Raw genomic sequence first — 19,336 nt, forward strand, 5'->3', positions numbered from 1 at the left:
CCGGTTTTTCAAGACACTCCTGATAAAGCTGACCGACGTGACGCGTTGGGGGGCGGGGACGACAGATGGGCGAGTTGATCATGAGTGCTCCGGTGGCGGGGCTGACTTCGAAGAACCGCATTGCTTCAGAGGATGTCGTGATGCTGCGCCGCGACGTGTTCGCCGACGGCGTGGTGAGCCGGGGCGAAGCCGAGGCCTTGTTCGCGCTCGACCAGACGGCGCGGGACAAATGCGCTGAATGGGCGCCGTTCTTCGTCGAGGCGGTCACCGACTACATCGTCCATCAGGAAAAGCCCTTGGGCTACATTTCGGGGGAGAATGCCGACTGGCTGGTCCGCACGATTTCGCGCGACGGCATGGTCGACAGCCGGACCGAACTCGAATTGCTGGTCCATGTGCTGGAAGAGGCGAAATCCTCGCCGAGCCGGCTTTGCGTCTACGCGCTGGAGCAGGTCGCCCACGCCGTCGTCGACGGTAAGGGAGCGCTGATGCTCGGCGGCGCTCTGGTGCCCGGACTGATCGCCAGGGCCGAAGTCGAGCTTTTGCGCCGCATCCTCCATGCCCATGGTGGCGACGGCAACATCGCCATCACCCAGGCCGAGGCCGAGGTGCTGTTCAGGATCAACGAGCGGACCGCCCAGGCCAATAATGATCCGTCCTGGAACGACCTGTTCGTCAAGGCGATCGCCAATTTTGTCATGTGCTCGGCCGGTTATGAGGCGCCCACCCGCGAGGTGGCGCTGCGCCAGGAAACGTTCCTCGATCACGCCGATCCGGAAATCGGCGGCTTCTTCAGCCGCATGATCTCCGGTGGTCTTGCCGGTATCATCGAGGCCTACCGCTCTCCTGACGACATAGAGACCGAATGGGAAGCCAAGAACAGAGCCACCGAGGCGCTGGCCCGCCGTGCCGAGACGATCGATGCCGGTGAGGCAAAGTGGCTGGTCGGACATATGGGGGTGAACCGGCCCTTGTACGAAAATGAGCGCGCACTGCTGACCCTGATCAAGCATGCCTCGCCGGAAATTCATCCGGCGCTGAAGCCGTTGCTCGACAAGGTTGCCTAAGCCCCGCCGTCCGCTGCTATCGTTCTGCAAAGAATGATATTGGAATGGCCTTCGGGCCATCCCGAGAATTCGGCCATGCGCTCGAAGCCAGCCTTTTCATAAAGGCCTGGTGTCTGGAAGTCGTGGCTGGAGACCCAGATTTTCCTGACGCCGCGATCGGCGGCCTCCGCGACAAAGGCGTCGAGCAACTGCCTTGCGTAGCCGCGACCTCGGTGAGCCTCGGCAATCCACATCAAGGTCAGTTCGGACGTGCCCGCCCAGGAATAGCCGGCGGCTACTCCGACTGCGTGTCCCGCACCATCGCGGATGACAAAGGCCAGCCCTCGGTCATCGTCGCGGTCCGTCATACGTCGGTTATCGCGGTGGAGACGCTCCTCGAGCGAACTCAATTCCATGGGGGACAAATCGTGCTCGGCCCGTATGCGAGGGACCATCAAATCCCGCCATACCAGTCATAGCCGTTGTCTTCCCAATAGCCGCCCCGGCCGCCACCGATAGTGGCGAAGCCGTCGACCAGTTCGATCTTGTAGAGATATTTCGGCATTTTGTAGCCGAGCTGGCGCTCCACGCGGACACGCAGCGGCGCGCCGTTCTCGACCGGCAGCGGCTTGCCGTTCAGGCCGTAGGCAAGGATCGTTTGCGGATGGCGAGCATCGATTAGGTCGATCGTGCCGTAATATTTGATGTCGCCTGACAGGCTGCGGTCGATCGTGTCGAGGCAATGGAACATGACATAGCGCGCCTGTGGCTTGACCACCGCCTGGTCGAGCAGCAGCGCCAGCGGCGTGCCCGTCCATTTGGCGATGCAGCTCCAGCCTTCGACGCAGTCGTGGCGGGTGATCTGGGTGCGGCTCGGCATGTTCATGAGCTGCTCGCGGGTGAGCGACAGCGGCTTTTCCACGAGGCCTGACACTTCCAGGCGCCATTCGGCGAAGTTGTTGGTGAGCAGGGCCTTGTAAGCGTCGTCGTCCGGCGCGGTCACGCCGTTCGGCCGCATTGGCTGACGGATATCAGCCTCGGTGAATTCCGGCGCCAGCGAATTGCCGCCGCCGAGCAACCGTTGTGCCTTGTGGGTCAGGCCATTGGCGTTTTCGAGGAAGCTGCGTAGGCCGCTGCCGATGCTGAGCTGGCTGTCGAAGGCGTCGCAGCCAGACAGCATGATGCCGGAAGCGCCGAGGCTGGCGGCGGTGAGGAATTTTCGGCGGCTTATCTCAAATTTCGCCATCTCAGGCACTCCTCTGTGACGTTTTGTCGTCATGAACGGGAGGATCGGTGCGGTACCAGCCGGTGATTATCGAGCGCAGTTCGTTGATCGGGCCGGCGGCGAGGATCATCAGGATGTGAATGACGAAGAAGGCGACCAGCAGCAGCATGACGGTGAAATGGATGGTGCGTGCCGTCTGCCGGCCACCGGTCAATTCATTGAGGAAGGGCAGCACCGAATTCATGCTCGGCGACATGGCGAGGCCGGTGATGATCATCAGCGGCAAGAGCACGAACAGCACGCCGCCATAGGCCATCTTCTGCAGCGTGTTGTATTCGCGCGTGTGGTGGAATTTAAGCCTGGCGTGGTTGGCGATGTCCCGTGGCAAGCGTCTGAGGTCATCCAGGCGCGGCGCCAGGTCGCGGCGTATGTGGCCGTTGATCAGGCTGGCGACGAGCCAGACGATCAAGGTCGTCGTCAATATCCAGGCGAAGAAGAAATGGATCACGCGGGCGGTACCGAGGTCATAGTAGGACGGGATCGTCGCCCAGGACGGGAAACCGCGCGCCGTCTCGTTGCCGGCCGGGCCCGACCAGCCGAGGACGCCTGTCGTGTCGAAGCGGTGCCCGAAGATTTCGGTGTAGCCGCGCGGCCCGGCATTGGTGTTTTCGGCGCCTATGGCGAAAATGGTGTTGTTGTAGTCGAAGCCGGATTGCTTGCCGATGTAGAGTTGCGGGCGGGCATTGAAGATCTGCAGGCCGGACAGCAGCATGAAAAACAACGAGATGGCCCAGAGCCAGTGTGTCAGCCGCGTCCAGCGCGACTGCCGGTAGATCAATGTTTTCTCTTTTGACGCGGGGGCGCCCGGTCCAATTTCGGATTGGCTTCTGGCAACCGATTCCATCTTGTCTGGTCTCCCGGCCTTGCGGCTTGTCCTAAGAGTTCATTGTCCTCTTGATACGTCGCGATCCAAACCGATGTTTCATGCGATCACGGATTTATTACGGACCGCCCAGGCTGACGGCGAGATTGACGGCGGCGGCGACGATAACCGTGTTGAAGAAGAACGACAGGACCGAGTGCACAAGCACGACACATCGCATGTGCGTCGTCGAGATGTTGGTGTCGGCGGTCTGCGCCGTCATGCCGATGACGGTCGAGAAATAGAGGAAATCCCAACCCTCGGGGCGTTTGTCGCCCGGGAACAGCAGACCGCCGACCGGGATCTTCTTATTGGTGCCGGTGTCGACCGCGTCGCCGTCCATCCAGTAGACATGGGCATAGTGGAGCGCTGCCATGGCGTGGATGGTGAACCAGCCGAGCGGGATCGACAGCAGTGCGAAGCCGAGTTCGATCGGGTGATCCCCATCCTTGCGATTGATCAGCAGGAACAGGGAGACAAGTGCAATGCCGACGACAACGAGCGTGACCGCGAAGATCACCAGCACCGGCTGATCGGTGGCGCGTGCATTCTTGCTCAGGTACTTGCCGGTGAATTTGGGCATCTGGCTGACTACAAGAAGGACGTAAGCGGCAAAAAATATGTTGGCGCCGATCGAATAGGCGAGTGGGGCGTGCAGCAGCAACGCCAAAAGCAGCGCAAACGCACCGATACATGCCGACACCGCGAACAGCATGTGGCGCTGCATCGGTTTCTTAATCGGGGTTTCGGCGGCCATGGCGGTCTCCACCTGGATGGCGCTTTGTTGCTAGCCCGGTGTGGCGGATTTCAGCGCGCGCCGCAAGATGCGGTCGAGTTCACCCAGGAACCGGGAACGATCCTGCGGCGCGAAGCTGGCATTGTAGCCCTTGCTCTCGCCGGTTTCGCGCAGATGCTGCTTGAGGTCCCGCATCGCCACCGCCATGCCGATCGTCTCGGGCGTGAAAGGACGTCCGGTCGGTCCCAGCACATGCGCGCCGAGCGCCACAGCGCGGGCGGCGAGCGGAATGTCCGCCGTCACCACGATGTCGTTGGGCTTGGTGTTCTCGACGATCCAGTCGTCGGCGGCATCGGCGCTCTTGGAGACCACGACATTGCGGATCATCGGGTCGCGGGAGGGGCGCAGACCGCCATTGGAGACATAAGTGACGACGACGCCATGGCGCTCGGCGACCTTTTCTACCTCCGCCTTGACCGGGCAGGCGTCGGCGTCGACGTAGATGGCGGGTGCGGGCATTGTCTCTCCGGAAACGAGCGGGGGCCGGAAACATATCCGGCCCCCGCCTGAAATCTCATGGCCATCAGGCCGGCAGGGCGCCGGACTTCTTCGCCGTCCAGGTGGCGATGTAGTCCATCAGGCCCGGATTGAGGCAGTCGTAGGGCTCCAGCCCGATTGTCCTCAGCCTGCCGCGAATGCCGTCCATGCGGCTCGGATCGACACCCGATTCGATGATCGAGGACACGAAGGCGGTGAAGCCCGGCGGCGACCAGCCGTCTTCCTCGAAGCGCTCGGGATGAATGAAGGACAGGCCCTTGAACGGATGGTCGCGCTCGACCGGCCCGTGCATGTGGACCCCGCATTGGGTGCAGGCATGACGCTGGATCAGCGCCGAGGGGTCGATCACCTTGAGCTTGTCGCCGTTCTCGGTGACGGTGACATCGCCGGTGCCGGCGACCGCAACCACCGAGAATACAGCACCTTCTGGCTTCCAGCATTTGGTGCAGCCGCAGGCGTGGTTGTGGGCGATCTGGCCCTTGACCTTCACCTTGACCGGCTTGCTGGTGCAGGCGCAGACCAGCGTGCCGCCGGCAAAGCTGGCGCTTTCCCTGGGCAGCCCATTGTCGATCTTCGGATGCAGTTTCTCCGCCATTTTTTCTCTCCTCCCATGTTTCACCACAGGGGTCGCCGGCCGGATGGCCGGCGGCGTGTGGCTGTCTTTAGTAAACCACGACACTGCGGATCGACTTGCCCTCATGCATGAGGTCGAATCCCTTGTTGATGTCCTCGAGCTTCAGCGTGTGGGTGATCATCGGGTCGATCTGGATCTTGCCGTCCATATACCAGTCGACGATCTTCGGCACATCGGTGCGGCCGCGCGCGCCGCCGAAGGCGGTGCCCATCCAGCTGCGGCCGGTGACCAGCTGGAACGGCCTGGTCGAGATCTCCTGGCCGGCGCCGGCGACGCCGATGACGACCGACTTGCCCCAACCGCGATGCGAGGCTTCCAGCGCCTGGCGCATGACCTTGGTGTTGCCGGTGCAATCGAATGTATAGTCGGCGCCGCCGATCTGGTCGGCGCCGCGCTTGGTCATGTTGACGAGGTGGGGCACGATGTCGCCGTCGATCTCCTTCGGATTGACGAAATGCGTCATTCCGAATCGCTCGCCCCACTCCTTCTTGTCGTTGTTCAGATCGACACCGATGATCATGTCGGCGCCGGCAAGCTTCAGGCCCTGGATGACGTTGAGGCCGATGCCGCCGAGGCCGAAGACCACCGATGTCGCGCCTTGCTCGACCTTGGCGGTGTTGATGACCGCACCAATGCCGGTGGTGACGCCGCAGCCGATGTAGCAGATCTTGTCGAAGGGGGCGTCGGGGTTAACCTTGGCCACCGCGATCTCCGGCAGCACGGTGAAGTTGGAGAAGGTCGAGCAGCCCATGTAGTGGAAGATCTTGTCCTTGCCGATCGAGAAGCGCGACGAGCCGTCCGGCATCAACCCTTGGCCCTGGGTGGCGCGGATGGCCGTGCACAGATTTGTCTTCCTCGACAAACACGACGGGCACTGACGGCATTCGGGCGTATAGAGCGGGATGACATGGTCGCCCTTCTTGACCGAGGTGACGCCCTTGCCGACATCGACCACCACGCCGGCGCCTTCATGGCCGAGAATGGCCGGAAACAGGCCTTCCGGATCGGCGCCCGACAGTGTGAATTCGTCGGTGTGGCAGATGCCGGTCGCCTTGATCTCGACCAGCACCTCGCCATCGCGCGGTCCCTCGAGGTCGACCTCCATGATCTCCAACGGCTTTCCGGCGGCGACAGCGACAGCGGCGCGGGTTTTCATCGGGCAATTCCTCCAAAGGCGATTTTTGAGCCCAAGGTTTCAGGTTTTGGGCTGCTCATCAACTCTCAGATGAGACGAAATCTTGGCTTTCTTGACGCAGATAGCACACCGCTCGACAACCAGCCCGGCTCGGCAGGGCAGTGCGATAGAGCGCCGGCAAGGAACGCTCGTCATGTCGTCCACCGCGGCACTTGAGACCTGGCGACTTAGTCCATAGAACTGAACCATCCGCCGGAGGGGAATTCTGCCCGCATGTTCACCAAGATCCTGATCGCCAATCGTGGCGAGATCGCCTGCCGCGTCATCAGGACGGCGCGCAAGATGGGCATTGCCACGGTTGCTGTCTATTCCGACGCCGATCGCGATGCCGTGCATGTCGAAATGGCCGACGAGGCGGTGCATATCGGGCCGTCGCCGGCCGCGCAGAGCTACCTCGTTCCTGAAAAGATCATCACGGCCTGCAAGGCGACGGGCGCTCAGGCCGTGCACCCCGGCTATGGCTTCCTGTCCGAGCGAGCCGCGTTCTGTGAAGCCCTGGAAGCGGAAGGCATCGTCTTCATCGGGCCGAAACCCAAGGCGATCAAGGCGATGGGCGACAAGATCGAGTCGAAAAAATTCGCCAACGCCGCCGAGGTTTCGACGGTTCCGGGTTGGCTCGGCGTCATCGAGAATGCCGATCATGCCGAAAAGATCGCCGGCGAGATCGGCTATCCCGTGATGATCAAGGCCTCGGCCGGTGGCGGCGGCAAAGGCATGCGCATCGCCTGGGACCAGTCGGAAGTACGCGACGGATTCGACCGAGCGCGCTCGGAAGCCAAGAGTTCGTTCGGCGACGACCGTGTCTTCATCGAAAAGTTCGTGGTCGATCCGCGTCACATCGAAATACAGGTGCTGGCCGACGGGCATGGCAACGCGCTCTATCTTGGCGAACGCGAATGCTCGATCCAGCGCCGCAACCAGAAGGTGGCGGAAGAGGCGCCATCGCCCTTCCTCGATGCCAAGACGCGCAAGGCGATGGGCGAGCAGTCGGTGGCGTTGGCCAGGGCTGTCGACTACCAGAGCGCCGGCACCGTCGAGTTCATCGTCGACAAGGACAAGAACTTCTATTTCCTTGAAATGAACACACGATTGCAGGTCGAGCATCCGGTGACCGAACTCGTCACCGGGGTCGATCTGGTCGAGCAGATGATCCGCGTCGCCGCCGGCGAAAAGCTCGCCTTCAAGCAGGGCGACATCAAACTGAACGGCTGGGCCGTGGAAAGCCGGCTTTACGCCGAGGATCCCTATCGCAATTTCCTGCCGTCGATCGGCCGGCTGACACGTTATCGGCCGCCGGAGGAAGGCCGCTTCGGCGACGTGGTCATCCGCAACGACACCGGCGTCACCGAAGGCTCCGAAATTTCCATGTTCTACGATCCGATGCTGGCCAAGCTGTGCACCTGGGCGCCGACGCGGCTCGAGGCCATCGACGCCATGTCGGAAGCGCTGGACAGCTTTGTCGTCGACGGCATCGAGCACAACATCCCGTTCCTGGCGGCGTTGATGCAGCATCCACGCTGGCGGGAAGGGGCGATATCGACTGGCTTCATCGCGGAGGAATATCCCGGCGGTTTTGCCCCCGTCGTGCCGAACAGCGATGAAAAAGCCGTGCTGGCATCGATCGCGACCGCGGTGGAACTGCTGCGCCGCGATCGTCTCGACCGGTTGGGCGGGCGGCTGGCGCCGCATTCGGGAGCGCTCAAGCGCGACTGGGTGTTGAAGATTGGCGAAGAGTATTTGTCGGTGTCGATCCTCGAAGGCATGATTTCCATCCCGATGGAAATGGACCTGTCCATAGATGGCGGCAAGGCGCTGACCATTTCGTCCGATTGGCGGCCTGGCGATCTGATCTGGCGCGGCACGGTCGGCAAGCGCAGGGTTGCCGCCCAGATTCGTCCTGTCGCCAATGGCCTCCGCATCGCCTGGAAAGGCATGTCGGTGACCGCGCGCGCCATGCTGCCGCGCACCGCCGAATTGGAACGGCTGATGCCGGAGAAAATAGCGCCGGACACGTCGAAGCTGCTGCTTTGCCCGATGCCGGGCCTCGTCGTGTCGATCGCTGTCGCCGAAGGCCAGGAGGTCAAGGCGGGCGAGACGCTGGCCGTGGTCGAGGCGATGAAGATGGAAAACGTTCTGCGCGCCGAGCGCGACCTCGTCGTCTCGAAACTCAACGCCAAGCCGGGCGACAGCCTGGCCGTCGACGCGGTGATCATGGAATTCGCCTGAACGGCTGGAAGCCTGTGGGTCGGTAGTCGTTTGTGCTGGACTGGCATCGTCCGGTCCCGGACAATACATCTCCATCGACTCAAGCCTTACGGACAGCGCGAGAAACCATGGCGGATGAGAGACTTCCACGCGATCCCCTGAAGCGCGAGGCCGCGATCGCGGCCGCGCGGCCGGAGGCGCCGGCGCGGCCGTTCGTCCATCTTCGCGTGCACTCGGCCTATTCGCTGCTGGAAGGCGCTCTGCAACTCGGCAAGATTGTAGGCCATGCCATCAAGGACGAAGCGCCAGCAATCGCGGTGACCGACACCAACAATTTGTTTGGCGCCTTGGAGTTCGCCCAGAAGGCGGTGAAGGACGGCATCCAGCCGATCATCGGCTGCCAGATCGCACTCGCCTTTTCCGGCGAAAACAGCGACGGCCAGCGTGACCGCCGTCGGCAAGGTCCCGATATGCGGCCGGTCGTGCTGATCGCGGCCACGGAAACCGGCTATTCCAACCTCGTCAGACTGGTCAGCCGCGTTTATCTCGAAACACCGCCCGGCGAAGCGGTGCACCTGACCACCGAAATGATGGACGGCCAATGTGACGGCCTGATTTGTCTTAGTGGCGGGCCGCGCGGCCCGATCGGCATGGCCCTGAAGGAAGATCGCCGCGATCTTGCCGAAGTGCGCCTGCTGACGCTCAAGGCGATGTTTGGCGACCGCCTCTATGTCGAACTGGACCGGGTTTCGGGCTACGACCGGATGATCGAGAGATCCTCGATCGATCTCGCCTATGCCCATGAATTGCCGCTGGTTGCCACCAACGAAGCTTTCTTCTCATCGCGCGACGAGTATGAGGCGCATGATGCGTTGATCGCCATCGCCGAGGGGTCGGTTGTCGCCGTCGACACCCGCCGCCGGCTGTCGCCGGACAATTTCCTGCGCAGTCAGGCCGATATGGCGAGATTGTTCGCCGACCTGCCTGAAGCCATCGACAACACTGTCGAGATCGCGCTGCGCTGCTCCTACTATCCAAAAACCCGCAGTCCGATCCTGCCGCGTTTCACGGGCGGAGATGCCTCCGACAAGGACGCCGCCGAAAAGGCCGAGGCCGAGGAACTGGCCCGTCAGGCGCGCGAGGGGCTCGATGCGCGGCTCGCCCTGCACGGACCGACGCCGGGCTACACGGTCGAGCAGTATCGTGAGAGGCTCGAATTCGAGCTTGGCATCATCGAAAAGATGAAATTCCCCGGCTACTTCCTGATCGTTGCCGATTTCATCAAATGGGCCAAGGCGCAAGGCATTCCGGTCGGCCCGGGGCGTGGTTCGGGCGCTGGTTCGCTGGTTGCCTATTCGACCACCATCACCGACATCGATCCGCTGCGTTTCTCGCTGCTGTTCGAACGCTTCCTCAATCCGGACCGCGTGTCGATGCCCGATTTCGACATCGATTTCTGCCAGGACCGCCGGGAAGAGGTGATCCGCTACGTCCAGCAGAAATACGGCCGCGACCAGGTCGGCCAGATCATCACTTTCGGTACGCTGCAGGCGCGCGCCGTGCTGCGCGACGTCGGCCGTGTGCTGCAGATGCCCTATGGCCAGGTCGACAAACTCTCGAAAATGGTGCCGCAGAATCCGGCCAATCCGGTCAAGCTCGCCGATGCCATCGCCAACGAGCCGCGCTTTGCCGAGGAGGCCGAGAAGGAGCCGATCGTCCAGACGCTGCTCGACATGGCGCAGAAGCTGGAGGGCCTCTACCGCCACGCCTCGACGCACGCCGCCGGCATCGTCATCGGCGACAGACCTTTGTCGGAACTGGTGCCGATGTACCGCGATCCGCGTTCGGACATGCCTGTCACCCAGTTCAACATGAAATATGTCGAGCAGGCAGGGTTGGTGAAGTTCGACTTCCTCGGCCTGAAGACGCTGACGGTGCTGGAGACGGCCGTCAAGTTGATCCGCCGGCGCGGCATCGATATCGATCTGGCGACCATCCCGCTCGACGATCCCGAGACCTACGCAATGCTGTCGCGCGGCGAGGTGGTTGGCGTGTTCCAGGTGGAAAGTGCCGGCATGCGCAAGGCGCTGATCGGCATGCGGCCCGACTGCATCGAGGACATCATCGCGCTGGTTGCCCTCTACCGGCCGGGACCGATGGAGAACATCCCGACCTACAACGCCAGAAAGCATGGCGAGGAGGAGATGGCCTCGATCCATCCCAAGATCGATCATCTCGTGAAGGAGACGCAAGGCGTCATCGTCTACCAGGAACAGGTGATGCAGATCGCGCAGGAGCTGTCAGGCTATTCGCTTGGCGAAGCCGACCTTCTGCGCCGCGCCATGGGCAAGAAAATCCGCGCCGAGATGGACAAGCAGCGCGAACGCTTTGTCTCCGGCGCGGTCGAGCGCGGCGTCGCAAAGCCGCAAGCCGACTTCATTTTCGACCTGCTGGCAAAGTTCGCCGACTACGGTTTCAACAAGTCTCATGCCGCTGCCTACGCTGTCGTCTCCTACCAGACCGCCTATCTGAAGGCGCATTATCCGGTCGAGTTCCTGGCGGCGTCGATGACGCTAGACATGGGCAACACCGACAAGCTCGCCGACTTCCGCCAGGATGCGCTGCGCCTCGGCATCGAAGTCCTGGCGCCGTCGGTCATGACGAGTTTCCGTGCCTTCGAGGTCGGCGAGAACCGGATCTATTATTCGATGGCCGCGCTGAAGGGCGTCGGCGATGCCGCGGTGGAGCACATCGTCGCCGTTCGCGGCGAAAAGCCGTTCAAGAGCCTGGCCGATTTCTGTGAAAGGGTCGACCCGAAGATCGTCGGCAAACGGGTTTTCGAAAGCCTGATAATGGCCGGCGCGCTCGACTGCTTCGGCCACGACCGCGCCCAGATGTTGGCTGGCGTCGAACGGATGATGGGGCTGGCGTCGCTCGCCCAGCAGAACGCCGTTTCGGGTCAGGCCGACATCTTCGGCGCCTCGCTCGGCGCACAGTCCCAGGCGCTCAATCTGCCGGCGACCGATCCGTGGCTCGCCGCCGACCGGCTGCACCGTGAATTCCAGGTCGTCGGCTTCTATCTCTCGGCGCATCCGCTCGACGAGTACAAGGCGGCGCTGCAGAAGATGCGGGTGCAGAACTGGGCGGAGTTCTCCGCCGCCGTCAAGCGCGGCGCTTCCGCCGGCCGGCTTGCCGGCACTGTTACCAGCAAGCAGGAGCGCAAGACGCGCACCGGCAACAAGATGGGCGTGGTGGCCTTTTCCGACACCTCCGGCCAGTACGAGGCGGTGCTGTTTTCGGAAGGGCTGGCGCAGTACCGTGACCTCCTCGAGGCCGGCCGCTCGGTTGTCATCACGGTCGCGGCGGAGGACAGGCCCGAGGGCGTCAACCTGCGCATCAACTCGGTGCAATCGCTGGAAGACGAGGCAAGCCGCATCCAGAAGGCGCTGCGCATTTTCGTCAGGAACGATGGACCTGCCTCGATGATCCAATCCCAGCTCACGCAGCGGGGTGAAAGCCAGGTGAGCATCATCGTGATCAAGGAAGAGGCGCAGGGCGAGGTCGAGATCGCTCTGCAAGGCGGCTATCGCGTCTCGCCACAGATCGCCTCGGCGATGCGCGCCGTGCCGGGCGTGATTGAAGTGGAACTGGTGTGATCCGCGCGCTTGACAGGCGGCTATCCGCGGGCCAGCACCGGCTGCTCATGCCAGCATGAAGGCCAAGGAGAGGCGCCCATCGCAGGACCTTTCCGCGACGGCGCGATTACGCGACAGGCTGCGCAGGCTCTATCACGGACGCTCGCCGGCCGCGTTCCGGTTTCAACTGGTGGCTGTCATCATCGACCTCGCCATCATCGGCTTTTTCATCGCCACCCCGGTCATCCAGCAGTCGGCCTCGTTTTTGTGGCTGGACTATGCCGTGGCGGCTCTCGTCGCCTTCGATCTGATTGCCAGGCTGCTCGCCTCCAAGGACATGCAGCGCCTGATGAAGCAGCCGACCCTATGGGTGGATGCCTTCATCCTTCTGACGCTGCTGATGCCGACGGCTCTCGCGAGCCTCGGCTTTCTGCGCATCCTGCGGCTATGGTCGCTGTCGCGCAGCGGTTCGATCTGGCGGCATTTCGAGATGCGCGGTCTGCGGCCCTGGCGCGAGGCAAGCCAAGCGGTCATCAGCCTTTTGACCTTTCTCTTTGTCATCACGGGCTTCGTCTACACGTTCTTTTTTCGCGACGGAGCCGGACTGGAAAACTACATCGACGCGCTTTACTTCACCGTCGCGACCGTGACGACCACAGGCTTCGGCGACATCGTGCTGCCGGGCATAGTCGGCAAGCTGACGGCGATCGTCACCATGATCATCGGCATATCGCTGTTCGTGAGGCTGGCGCAGGCGATCTTTCGGCCGGCCAAGGTGTTCTTTCCCTGCCCGCAATGCGGGTTGCAGCGTCATGAGCCGGACGCAGTACACTGCAAGGCGTGCGGACACGTGCTCAACATTCCAGACGAAGGGAACTGACCGGCAACGCTACGACGCCGCGACCTCTGCCGGCTTGACTGCCTTGCGCTGCAAGTTGAGCAGATTGCCCGTCAGGATCAGCAATGCACCGCCAGCGGTGAAGGCGTCGATCTGCTCGCTGTAAAGCAGCCAGCCGATGAGCGCCGACAACGGTACACGCAGGAAATCCATCGGCGAAATGACGGTGGCGTCGGCATGGCCAAGCGCACGGGCCATGCAGAAATGCGACGACATGCCGGTGAAGGCAATCAGCACGATCCATGGCCACAGTTCCAGCGGCGGGTTGCGCCACTCGTAAAGGGCTGGAACGAGGCCGACCACGGACTGGATGATCAGCATCCAGAAGATGATGCGCACGACGCTGTCCGTCCGCGTCAGCGACTTGACCAGGACCACCGAGATCCCGAAGCAAACCGCGGCGCCGAGTACGATGAGATGGCCAGGATCGATCGAGCCCACACCGGGGCGAACGATGATCACCACCCCGATCAGGCCCAGCACGATCGCGGCAAGCTTTGGCCGGGACAGCCTTTCACCAAGAAAGGTCGCCGCCAGGATCGCCGTCCAGATCGGTGTGGTGAATTCGATCGAAATCAGCACGGCCAACGGAATCAAGGTCAATGCGTAGAGCCATGCCGCCTGCCCGGTATAGTGGATGACGTTTCTGGCGATATGAGCGGTGGGACGCTGCGTGCGCATCGCCGCGAAGCCGCCGCTCATCATCACCAGCGGCAGCAGAATGAAGAGCCCGATGACGGAACGCAGTTCCAGCACCTGGAAGACGTTGAGCTCGGCGGTCGTGGCGCGCCCGGCGACCGACATCGCCAGGAACGAGGCGATCGACAGCGCCATCCAGAAAGCGGCCTTGGGGATCGAGGGGGTAGGTGCCATGTCAGTTATCTCGCAAGCCGGGGTTTTTGCCGCAACCACTAGCCGCCGCATTTGACTGGGCCAGGGATATCGACGCGACGTTGCAAAACGGCCCTGTCGCGGGCGGAACCTGACATGGCAAGCCGCGTTGAGTCGCGATGTCCGCCTGAGCATCACCGATCGCCGTTCCACCCGTCACAAGGAGACCTTCGATGACATTACTCACGCGGTTTGTGCTTGCCGGGTGCCTGGCCGTCGCGGCCACTGCCGCGCATGCGGACGAGAGCAAATTTCTCCAATCCTTCAAGGGCAATTTCGCCGGCAAGGGAACCGTTCAGGTGACGACGCAGGCGCCAACAGTCAGCGTTTCCTGTACGTTCAAATCGAATGCGACATCGTCTTCGCTGTCCCTCGACGGCAATTGCCGCGGCCTGATCCTGGTGACACGCGCCATCAGTGCTCGCCTGAAGACCAGCGGCGCCAAATACAGCGGTGTCTATGTGGGATCGCGCACCGGACCGGCGCAGTTGAACGGAAACCGTTCCGGCAATGCGATAAACCTTGCCATCCGCTGGGCCAAGGAGGTCAATGGCGACCGCGCCGCGCAGCTTACCGTGCAGAAAAACGGTGCGGACGGCATTGTCTTGACCGTGGTCGACCGCGATCCCAAGACCGGTAAGAGCGTGGTGACCAGCCGCATCGATCTTCGACGCAGCTGATCGGGTTCAATCTTCCAGCGGCTCCGGCGGATGGGCGTCGCGGCCCTTGCCGAAGGTGTAGCCGGTTTGCACCGCCTTGCGGCCGAACTTGTCGCGTAGCGCATCGATGGCACCTTCGGCCATGGCGCGCTTGCGCGACTGCAGATCGACCAAATCCGGCGGATCGGCCTTGTCGTCGTCGGAGAGGTCGCTGACGCCGATGCCGAGCAATCGGAATTTCGTTCCGTCGGTCTCCTTGCGAAGAAGTTCCACGCCGGTCGAAAAGATGCGGTCGGCGAGCCGGGTCGGGTCGCCGAGCTGACGGTTGCGCGTGCGCAGCCTGAAATCCTGGGTCTTCAGCTTCAGCACCACGGTGCGCCCGGCGATACCTGATTTCTTCAGCCTCGCCGAGACTTTTTCCGAAAGGCCCCTCAGCACCGAGACAAGCTCGTCCAGTGAGGCGATATCGGTGTCGAAAGTGGTTTCGGCCGATACGCTCTTGGCGTCCTGGTCGGGGTCGACGCGGCGGACATCCTCACCGCGCGAAAGCCGGTAGAGTCGTTCGCCCATCACCCCATAGCGGCGCATCAGGTCGCCACGCTCCATCTTCTGGAGCTGGCCGATGGTGCGGATGCCATCCTGTTCCAGCGTGGCGTTGAACGCCTTGCCGACGCCCCAGATCATGGTCACCGGCTGCGTGGCCAGAAAGCCGACCGCCTCCGCCTCGCCGATAACGGAAAAGCCGCGCGGTTTGCGGAAATCGGACGCTATCTTGGCGAGGAATTTGCAATAGGACAGGCCTGATGAAACGGTGATGCCGATCTCCTTCTCCACCGCCAGCGAAAAGCGCGCCAGCACCACGGCCGGTGGCAGTCCGTGCAGGCGCTCGGTGCCGGCAAGATCGAGGAAGGCCTCATCGATCGACAGCGGCTCGACCAGCGGTGTCAACGCCTGCATCATGGCGCGTACCTCGCGGCCGACGGCCACGTACTTTTCCATGTTGGGCGTGATCACGACGGCCTCCGGGCAGGCCTCGAGCGCCTTGAACATCGGCATGGCGGAGCGCACGCCGCGGATGCGAGCGATGTAGCAGGCGGTGGAGACGACCCCGCGCTTGCCGCCGCCGATGATCAGCGGCTTGTCCTTGAGCGCAGGGTTGTCGCGCTTTTCGATGGCCGCGTAGAAGGCGTCGCAATCGATATGGGCAAGGTGCAGCCGGTAAAGCTCGGGATGGCGGGCAAGACGAGGGCTGCCGCAGCGTTCGCAACGGCCCGTTTCACTGCGCTGAAAGGTCAGGCAGTCACGACAAAAACCGTGGTCGGGATTGTTGACAGGGGCCGCCATCGCTGCGAACATAAAGAGAACAGAACCAATGGTACGACAGCGCAAGGCCAGCGACAAGCCTGGCCTGGGGAGAACGCATGAGCACGACCGTAGTGCCGCTGGCGCCGGAGCTCTGGCCTGAATTCGAGGACCTTTTCGGCAAGCAGGGCGCCTGCTACGGCTGCTGGTGTACGCATTTCCGGCTGGCGCCGGCCGCGCGGCGCGAGAGCAGCCGTGAACGCAACAAGGATCACATCAAGGCGCGCATCGAAGCCGGCCCGCCGCCCGGCCTGCTGGCTTTCGAGGACGGCAAGGCGGTCGGCTGGATGCAGATCGGGCCACGCGCCGACGTGCCCGAATGGAACAACAAGGGTAGGGGCTCGGCGCCGATCGATCCCACCGACGCGTCCGATCCGGCCGTTTGGGCGATCTCGTGCTTTTTCATCCGCGCCAAGGCGCGCGGCAGGGGCATCACGCACCGCCTCGTCGAAAGTGGCATCGAGTTCGCCCGCAGGAACGGGGCGCGGCTCGTCGAGGCCTGCCCGATCGACCTGTCCCGCGATTCGCGTTCGATCGGCCTGTTTGTCGGGTCATCGGGGGTGTTCGAGACAGCCGGGTTCGAAAGGCTTGTGGAGCGCAAGGCCGGTCGGCCGCTGATGCGGCTGGTGTTGAAGCCGATTGCCTGACTGTCATCGGCTTGCAGTCGCGATGGTATTTCCCTACCAGAGATACGAAACCATTTTTGCCTTTCGAGCGAACGGAGAATTCCCGTGAACCGTATGCTGCCTATTGCCTTTACCGCGCTCCTGCTGAGCGCGCCTGCTTTCGGCCAGTCCGTCGACAGTCAGGGCGCCAAGCAATTGTCCGATGATCTGTCGCGCTATGTCGGCAAACAGGCGCTCGACAAGGGGATCCTGAAGGTTTCGACAGAAGGGGACGCCTACAAGATCGAATTTGATTTCAAGGCGCTGGCCAGCAGCTTTCCCGACCAGAAGCTGGTGAAATTCGACTTTGCGCCCTACGCCCTGCTGGTCAAGCCGCGCAGCGACGGGTCTTGGGATGTCTCGATGGATTTTTCGCAGAGCGCCTCCTTTGAATTCAACGGCCCTCAGGGAAAGCAGAGCACGCAGTTCTCGATCAAGGACGGCAAGGGCAACGGCATCTACGACCCCAAGCTGGCGGCCTTCACCAACGCCACGAGTTCGATGGCCGGGATGACGATGTCGTCGCAGGATGCCAAGCAAAAGATGGATGTGACCGCCGGCGCCGGCTCCGTGACGCTTTCCGCGACCAAGGCGACCAATGGCGGCGTCGATTTCACGACGTCGCAAAAGATTTCGAACTTCGTCGAAGCGATAAAATTCAACGATCCCGAGAGCGGGCTGAATTTTCCCGTCACCGTGAAGTCGCCGGAATTTTCCGTGGAGGCCAGCGGCAAGGGCGTGCAGACCAAGCCTCTGCTCGATCTTCTGGCGTTTGCCGTGGCCAACGAGGACGAGAAGACGCTGAAGGCAAACCAGGCGCGGCTCAAGTCGCTTCTGCTTGCAGCGCTTCCGGTGTGGGAGCGTGTCGACGGAACCTATGGCTTCAAGGACTTCGGGGTCGACAGCCCGATCGGCACGTTCGGAGCAACCCAGTTCGGCATAGCGTTCGGTTCCGACGGCGTCGCCCAGAACGGTAAGGTCAGCTATGGCATCAAGGCTTCGGGGTTGACCGTGCCGCAGCAGCTTTTGCCGAGTTGGAGCGTGGCATTGCTGCCCACCGATATCGACCTGAATTTCGGTGGCGCCAACATCGATCTCGACAGCATGGCGAAGAAGGCCATCGAAGCCTTTGATCTCAACCAGGATCCGCCGCTGCCGGCCGAGTTCGGCGACCAGCTCAAAGCCGACTTCCTCGCCAAGACGCCGAAGGTCGTCATCGGCCACAGTATCGTGAAGAACAAGGACATGGAGATCGCACTGGAAGGTGAGATGACAAGCTTCGGCCAGAAACCCGACGCAAATCTCACTGTCGATGTCGCCGGCTTCGACAAGATCATGGAGCATCTGCAGGAAGCGGCGAAGGCGGAGCCTGAGGTCGGGCAGTATGTGCCTGTCGCTCTCATGGCGAAGGGTTTTGCCAAGACGCTGCCGGACGGCAAGCTGGAATGGGCTATCAACACCAAGGCCGACGGCTCGGTCACTGTCAACGGTGTCATGCTGAAGCCCGCCGACCCTGCGGTGGACGATGGCGTCGACGGCGGTGACGGCTCGGACGATGAGAGCGGCGGACACAATGGCGGTAGCGATAATGGCGGCAGCGATAATGGCGGCGGCGCTGACGGCGGGGCGGGGGCGAAGCTCAATCCTTGAGTGTTCTGCCCTCGAGCAATTCCGGAACAGTGCGAACCGTTTTTCTGTCCGGGATCGCACCAAAACGCCTGGATTAGAACCCCAGCGCGCCAGCGATCTTAGGCGCGGCTTCGTGCCAATCCTGGACGACGATGACATCGTCCGGGACCGATGGCAGGAATCTGCGCAGCGAATTGTCGGCCATCAGATGGAAAAGATTTGCGTCGGCGACCGAGTCACGCACCGACGCCAGATTGGCCGGCTGATCGTCGACGAAGACCACCGGCCTGCCGCTCTTGCCGCGCAGTTTGGCTACCGCCGGTCCCTTGGCCATCTCGGTGGTCAGCAGCGGATAGGCTAGCCCCAGTGCATCGAGATGGGCGCGTCGCACGGCACGATGCCGGTGCGGCATGGCTGTCAGCAATATAATTTCCGCGCGGTCTCCGAGCCCCGTCAGGGCTTCCGCGGCGCCATCGGTGATGCTTTGCCAATCGGCTTGCGCGTCGAAGAAATCGCCCAGGAGTGCGGTGACTTCGGGTTGTTCGATCAGGCGGCCGCTCGCTGTCTCGGCAATGTTGCCGGTCAGCCGGAAGGAAGCCAGCGTCAGGCCATAGCCGCGCGCCTTGAGAAAATGCGGGAAAGGCCGGATGAATTCGAGCACCACGTCATCGACGTCGAGCACCAGCAGTGGTCGGTCGTCAGCCGCCAGTTCCTCGATCTGGCGCGCGGTTTCGGGATCATCGCTCATGTGGAATACTCGTGATTGTCATCGCCAAGCGGCAAGGCGCGCAACGCCTTGCCGACAGCCGCTGGTGGCGTGCCGGTTTCCTCGGCGAAGCGCATCAAGGTCGGCTCGTGGGCGAGAATGAACTGCAGGACGCCGGCCAGGAAACCCGGCTCGCCGGCCGCCCGGCGGATCGAATGCGCCTCTATTCCCGTGATCGCCAGAAAGCGCGGTAAAAGCTCCGGATCGGCGGCAACGAAGCCCAGTGCCTTCACGGCAATGGTTTCCGCCTCCTCGCGCATTGACGCTGCGTTTGCCATCACTACCTTCGGTGTGTGGAATGAGTCTCTCC

At 62.5% G+C, this 19,336-nt stretch carries 18 protein-coding genes; 7 read left to right on the plus strand and 11 right to left on the minus strand.

Annotation, left to right across the window (positions count from 1 at the left end; translation table 11 throughout):
* Positions 1-65: 65 nt before the first annotated feature.
* Positions 66-1,067, plus strand: coding sequence for a hypothetical protein (locus X742_RS166610; protein ID WP_023770037.1), 1,002 nt, complete (start codon positions 66-68; stop codon positions 1,065-1,067).
* Here the strand turns inward: X742_RS166610 and X742_RS166605 are convergent.
* The 7 genes from X742_RS166605 to X742_RS166575 all read right to left on the minus strand — a co-directional run bounded on the left by X742_RS166605 (position 1,064) and on the right by X742_RS166575 (position 6,277).
* Positions 1,064-1,501 (minus strand): GNAT family N-acetyltransferase, encoded by a 438-nt coding sequence (locus tag X742_RS166605; protein WP_023770038.1) that lies wholly within the window; start codon positions 1,499-1,501, stop codon positions 1,064-1,066. The two genes, X742_RS166610 and X742_RS166605, sit on opposite strands and share 4 nt — an antisense overlap.
* Positions 1,501-2,292, minus strand: a complete 792-nt coding sequence (locus X742_RS166600) for a molybdopterin-binding protein (RefSeq protein WP_023770039.1) — start codon at positions 2,290-2,292, stop codon at positions 1,501-1,503. Before X742_RS166600 ends, X742_RS166605 begins: the two co-directional genes overlap by 1 nt.
* Position 2,293: 1 nt before the next feature.
* On the minus strand, positions 2,294-3,175 hold the full coding sequence (locus tag X742_RS166595; RefSeq protein ID WP_023770040.1) for a cytochrome b/b6 domain-containing protein: 882 nt from the start codon (positions 3,173-3,175) through the stop codon (positions 2,294-2,296).
* 97 nt (positions 3,176-3,272) lie between these two features.
* Entirely contained in the window at positions 3,273-3,950 is a 678-nt protein-coding gene (locus X742_RS166590; RefSeq protein ID WP_023770041.1) for a DUF1345 domain-containing protein, read from the minus strand.
* Positions 3,951-3,980: 30 nt separating this feature from the next.
* On the minus strand, positions 3,981-4,448 hold the full coding sequence (locus tag X742_RS166585) for a YaiI/YqxD family protein (RefSeq protein ID WP_023770042.1): 468 nt from the start codon (positions 4,446-4,448) through the stop codon (positions 3,981-3,983).
* Positions 4,449-4,512: 64 nt separating this feature from the next.
* Positions 4,513-5,082 carry an S-(hydroxymethyl)glutathione synthase gene (gfa, locus tag X742_RS166580; protein ID WP_023770043.1) on the minus strand — a complete coding sequence of 190 codons (570 nt, stop codon included), beginning with the start codon at positions 5,080-5,082 and terminating at the stop codon, positions 4,513-4,515.
* Between the two features lie 67 nt (positions 5,083-5,149).
* Positions 5,150-6,277, minus strand: a complete 1,128-nt coding sequence (locus tag X742_RS166575) for an S-(hydroxymethyl)glutathione dehydrogenase/class III alcohol dehydrogenase (protein WP_023770044.1) — start codon at positions 6,275-6,277, stop codon at positions 5,150-5,152.
* A 252-nt stretch (positions 6,278-6,529) separates the two neighbouring features.
* Between X742_RS166575 and X742_RS166570 the strand changes: the two genes are divergently transcribed.
* From X742_RS166570 to X742_RS166560, 3 genes are all read left to right on the plus strand, one after another.
* Positions 6,530-8,542 carry an acetyl/propionyl/methylcrotonyl-CoA carboxylase subunit alpha gene (locus X742_RS166570; RefSeq protein WP_023770045.1) on the plus strand — a complete coding sequence of 671 codons (2,013 nt, stop codon included), beginning with the start codon at positions 6,530-6,532 and terminating at the stop codon, positions 8,540-8,542.
* A gap of 107 nt (positions 8,543-8,649) precedes the next feature.
* Positions 8,650-12,177, plus strand: a complete 3,528-nt coding sequence (gene dnaE / locus X742_RS166565; RefSeq protein ID WP_023770046.1) for a DNA polymerase III subunit alpha — start codon at positions 8,650-8,652, stop codon at positions 12,175-12,177.
* A 55-nt stretch (positions 12,178-12,232) separates the two neighbouring features.
* On the plus strand, positions 12,233-13,036 hold the full coding sequence (locus X742_RS166560) for an ion channel (protein ID WP_023770047.1): 804 nt from the start codon (positions 12,233-12,235) through the stop codon (positions 13,034-13,036).
* Positions 13,037-13,045: 9 nt separating this feature from the next.
* Here X742_RS166560 and X742_RS166555 read toward each other — a convergent pair whose 3' ends face one another.
* A complete protein-coding gene (locus tag X742_RS166555) occupies positions 13,046-13,927 on the minus strand; it encodes a DMT family transporter (RefSeq protein WP_023770048.1) in 882 nt (293 codons plus the stop codon).
* A 191-nt stretch (positions 13,928-14,118) separates the two neighbouring features.
* Here X742_RS166555 and X742_RS166550 point away from each other — a divergent pair, with 191 nt between their 5' ends.
* Entirely contained in the window at positions 14,119-14,625 is a 507-nt protein-coding gene (locus X742_RS166550) for a hypothetical protein (RefSeq protein ID WP_023770049.1), read from the plus strand.
* Positions 14,626-14,631: 6 nt separating this feature from the next.
* Here the strand turns inward: X742_RS166550 and X742_RS166545 are convergent, their stop codons facing one another.
* Complete coding sequence (locus tag X742_RS166545; RefSeq protein ID WP_023770050.1) at positions 14,632-15,960, minus strand: DNA polymerase IV; 1,329 nt, start codon at positions 15,958-15,960, stop codon at positions 14,632-14,634.
* Between the two features lie 65 nt (positions 15,961-16,025).
* Between X742_RS166545 and X742_RS166540 the strand changes: the two genes are divergently transcribed.
* Together X742_RS166540 and X742_RS166535 are read left to right on the plus strand one after the other, a co-directional pair.
* On the plus strand, positions 16,026-16,613 hold the full coding sequence (locus X742_RS166540; protein ID WP_023770051.1) for a GNAT family N-acetyltransferase: 588 nt from the start codon (positions 16,026-16,028) through the stop codon (positions 16,611-16,613).
* Between the two features lie 93 nt (positions 16,614-16,706).
* Positions 16,707-18,281, plus strand: a complete 1,575-nt coding sequence (locus X742_RS166535) for a hypothetical protein (RefSeq protein ID WP_245275478.1) — start codon at positions 16,707-16,709, stop codon at positions 18,279-18,281.
* Between the two features lie 73 nt (positions 18,282-18,354).
* On the opposite strand, the gene X742_RS166530 is transcribed toward X742_RS166535, so the two are convergent.
* Both X742_RS166530 and X742_RS166525 read right to left on the minus strand, forming a co-directional pair.
* Entirely contained in the window at positions 18,355-19,008 is a 654-nt protein-coding gene (locus X742_RS166530; RefSeq protein WP_023770053.1) for a hypothetical protein, read from the minus strand.
* The gene (locus X742_RS166525) at positions 19,005-19,304 is read right to left on the minus strand and encodes a DUF3572 domain-containing protein (protein ID WP_023770054.1); all 300 of its coding nucleotides are present in this window, start codon (positions 19,302-19,304) and stop codon (positions 19,005-19,007) included. The genes X742_RS166530 and X742_RS166525 overlap by 4 nt, the downstream gene beginning before the upstream one ends.
* Positions 19,305-19,336 lie beyond the last annotated feature (32 nt).

This window comes from Mesorhizobium sp. LNHC229A00 (genome assembly GCF_000502415.1).
GTDB lineage: Bacteria > Pseudomonadota > Alphaproteobacteria > Rhizobiales > Rhizobiaceae > Mesorhizobium.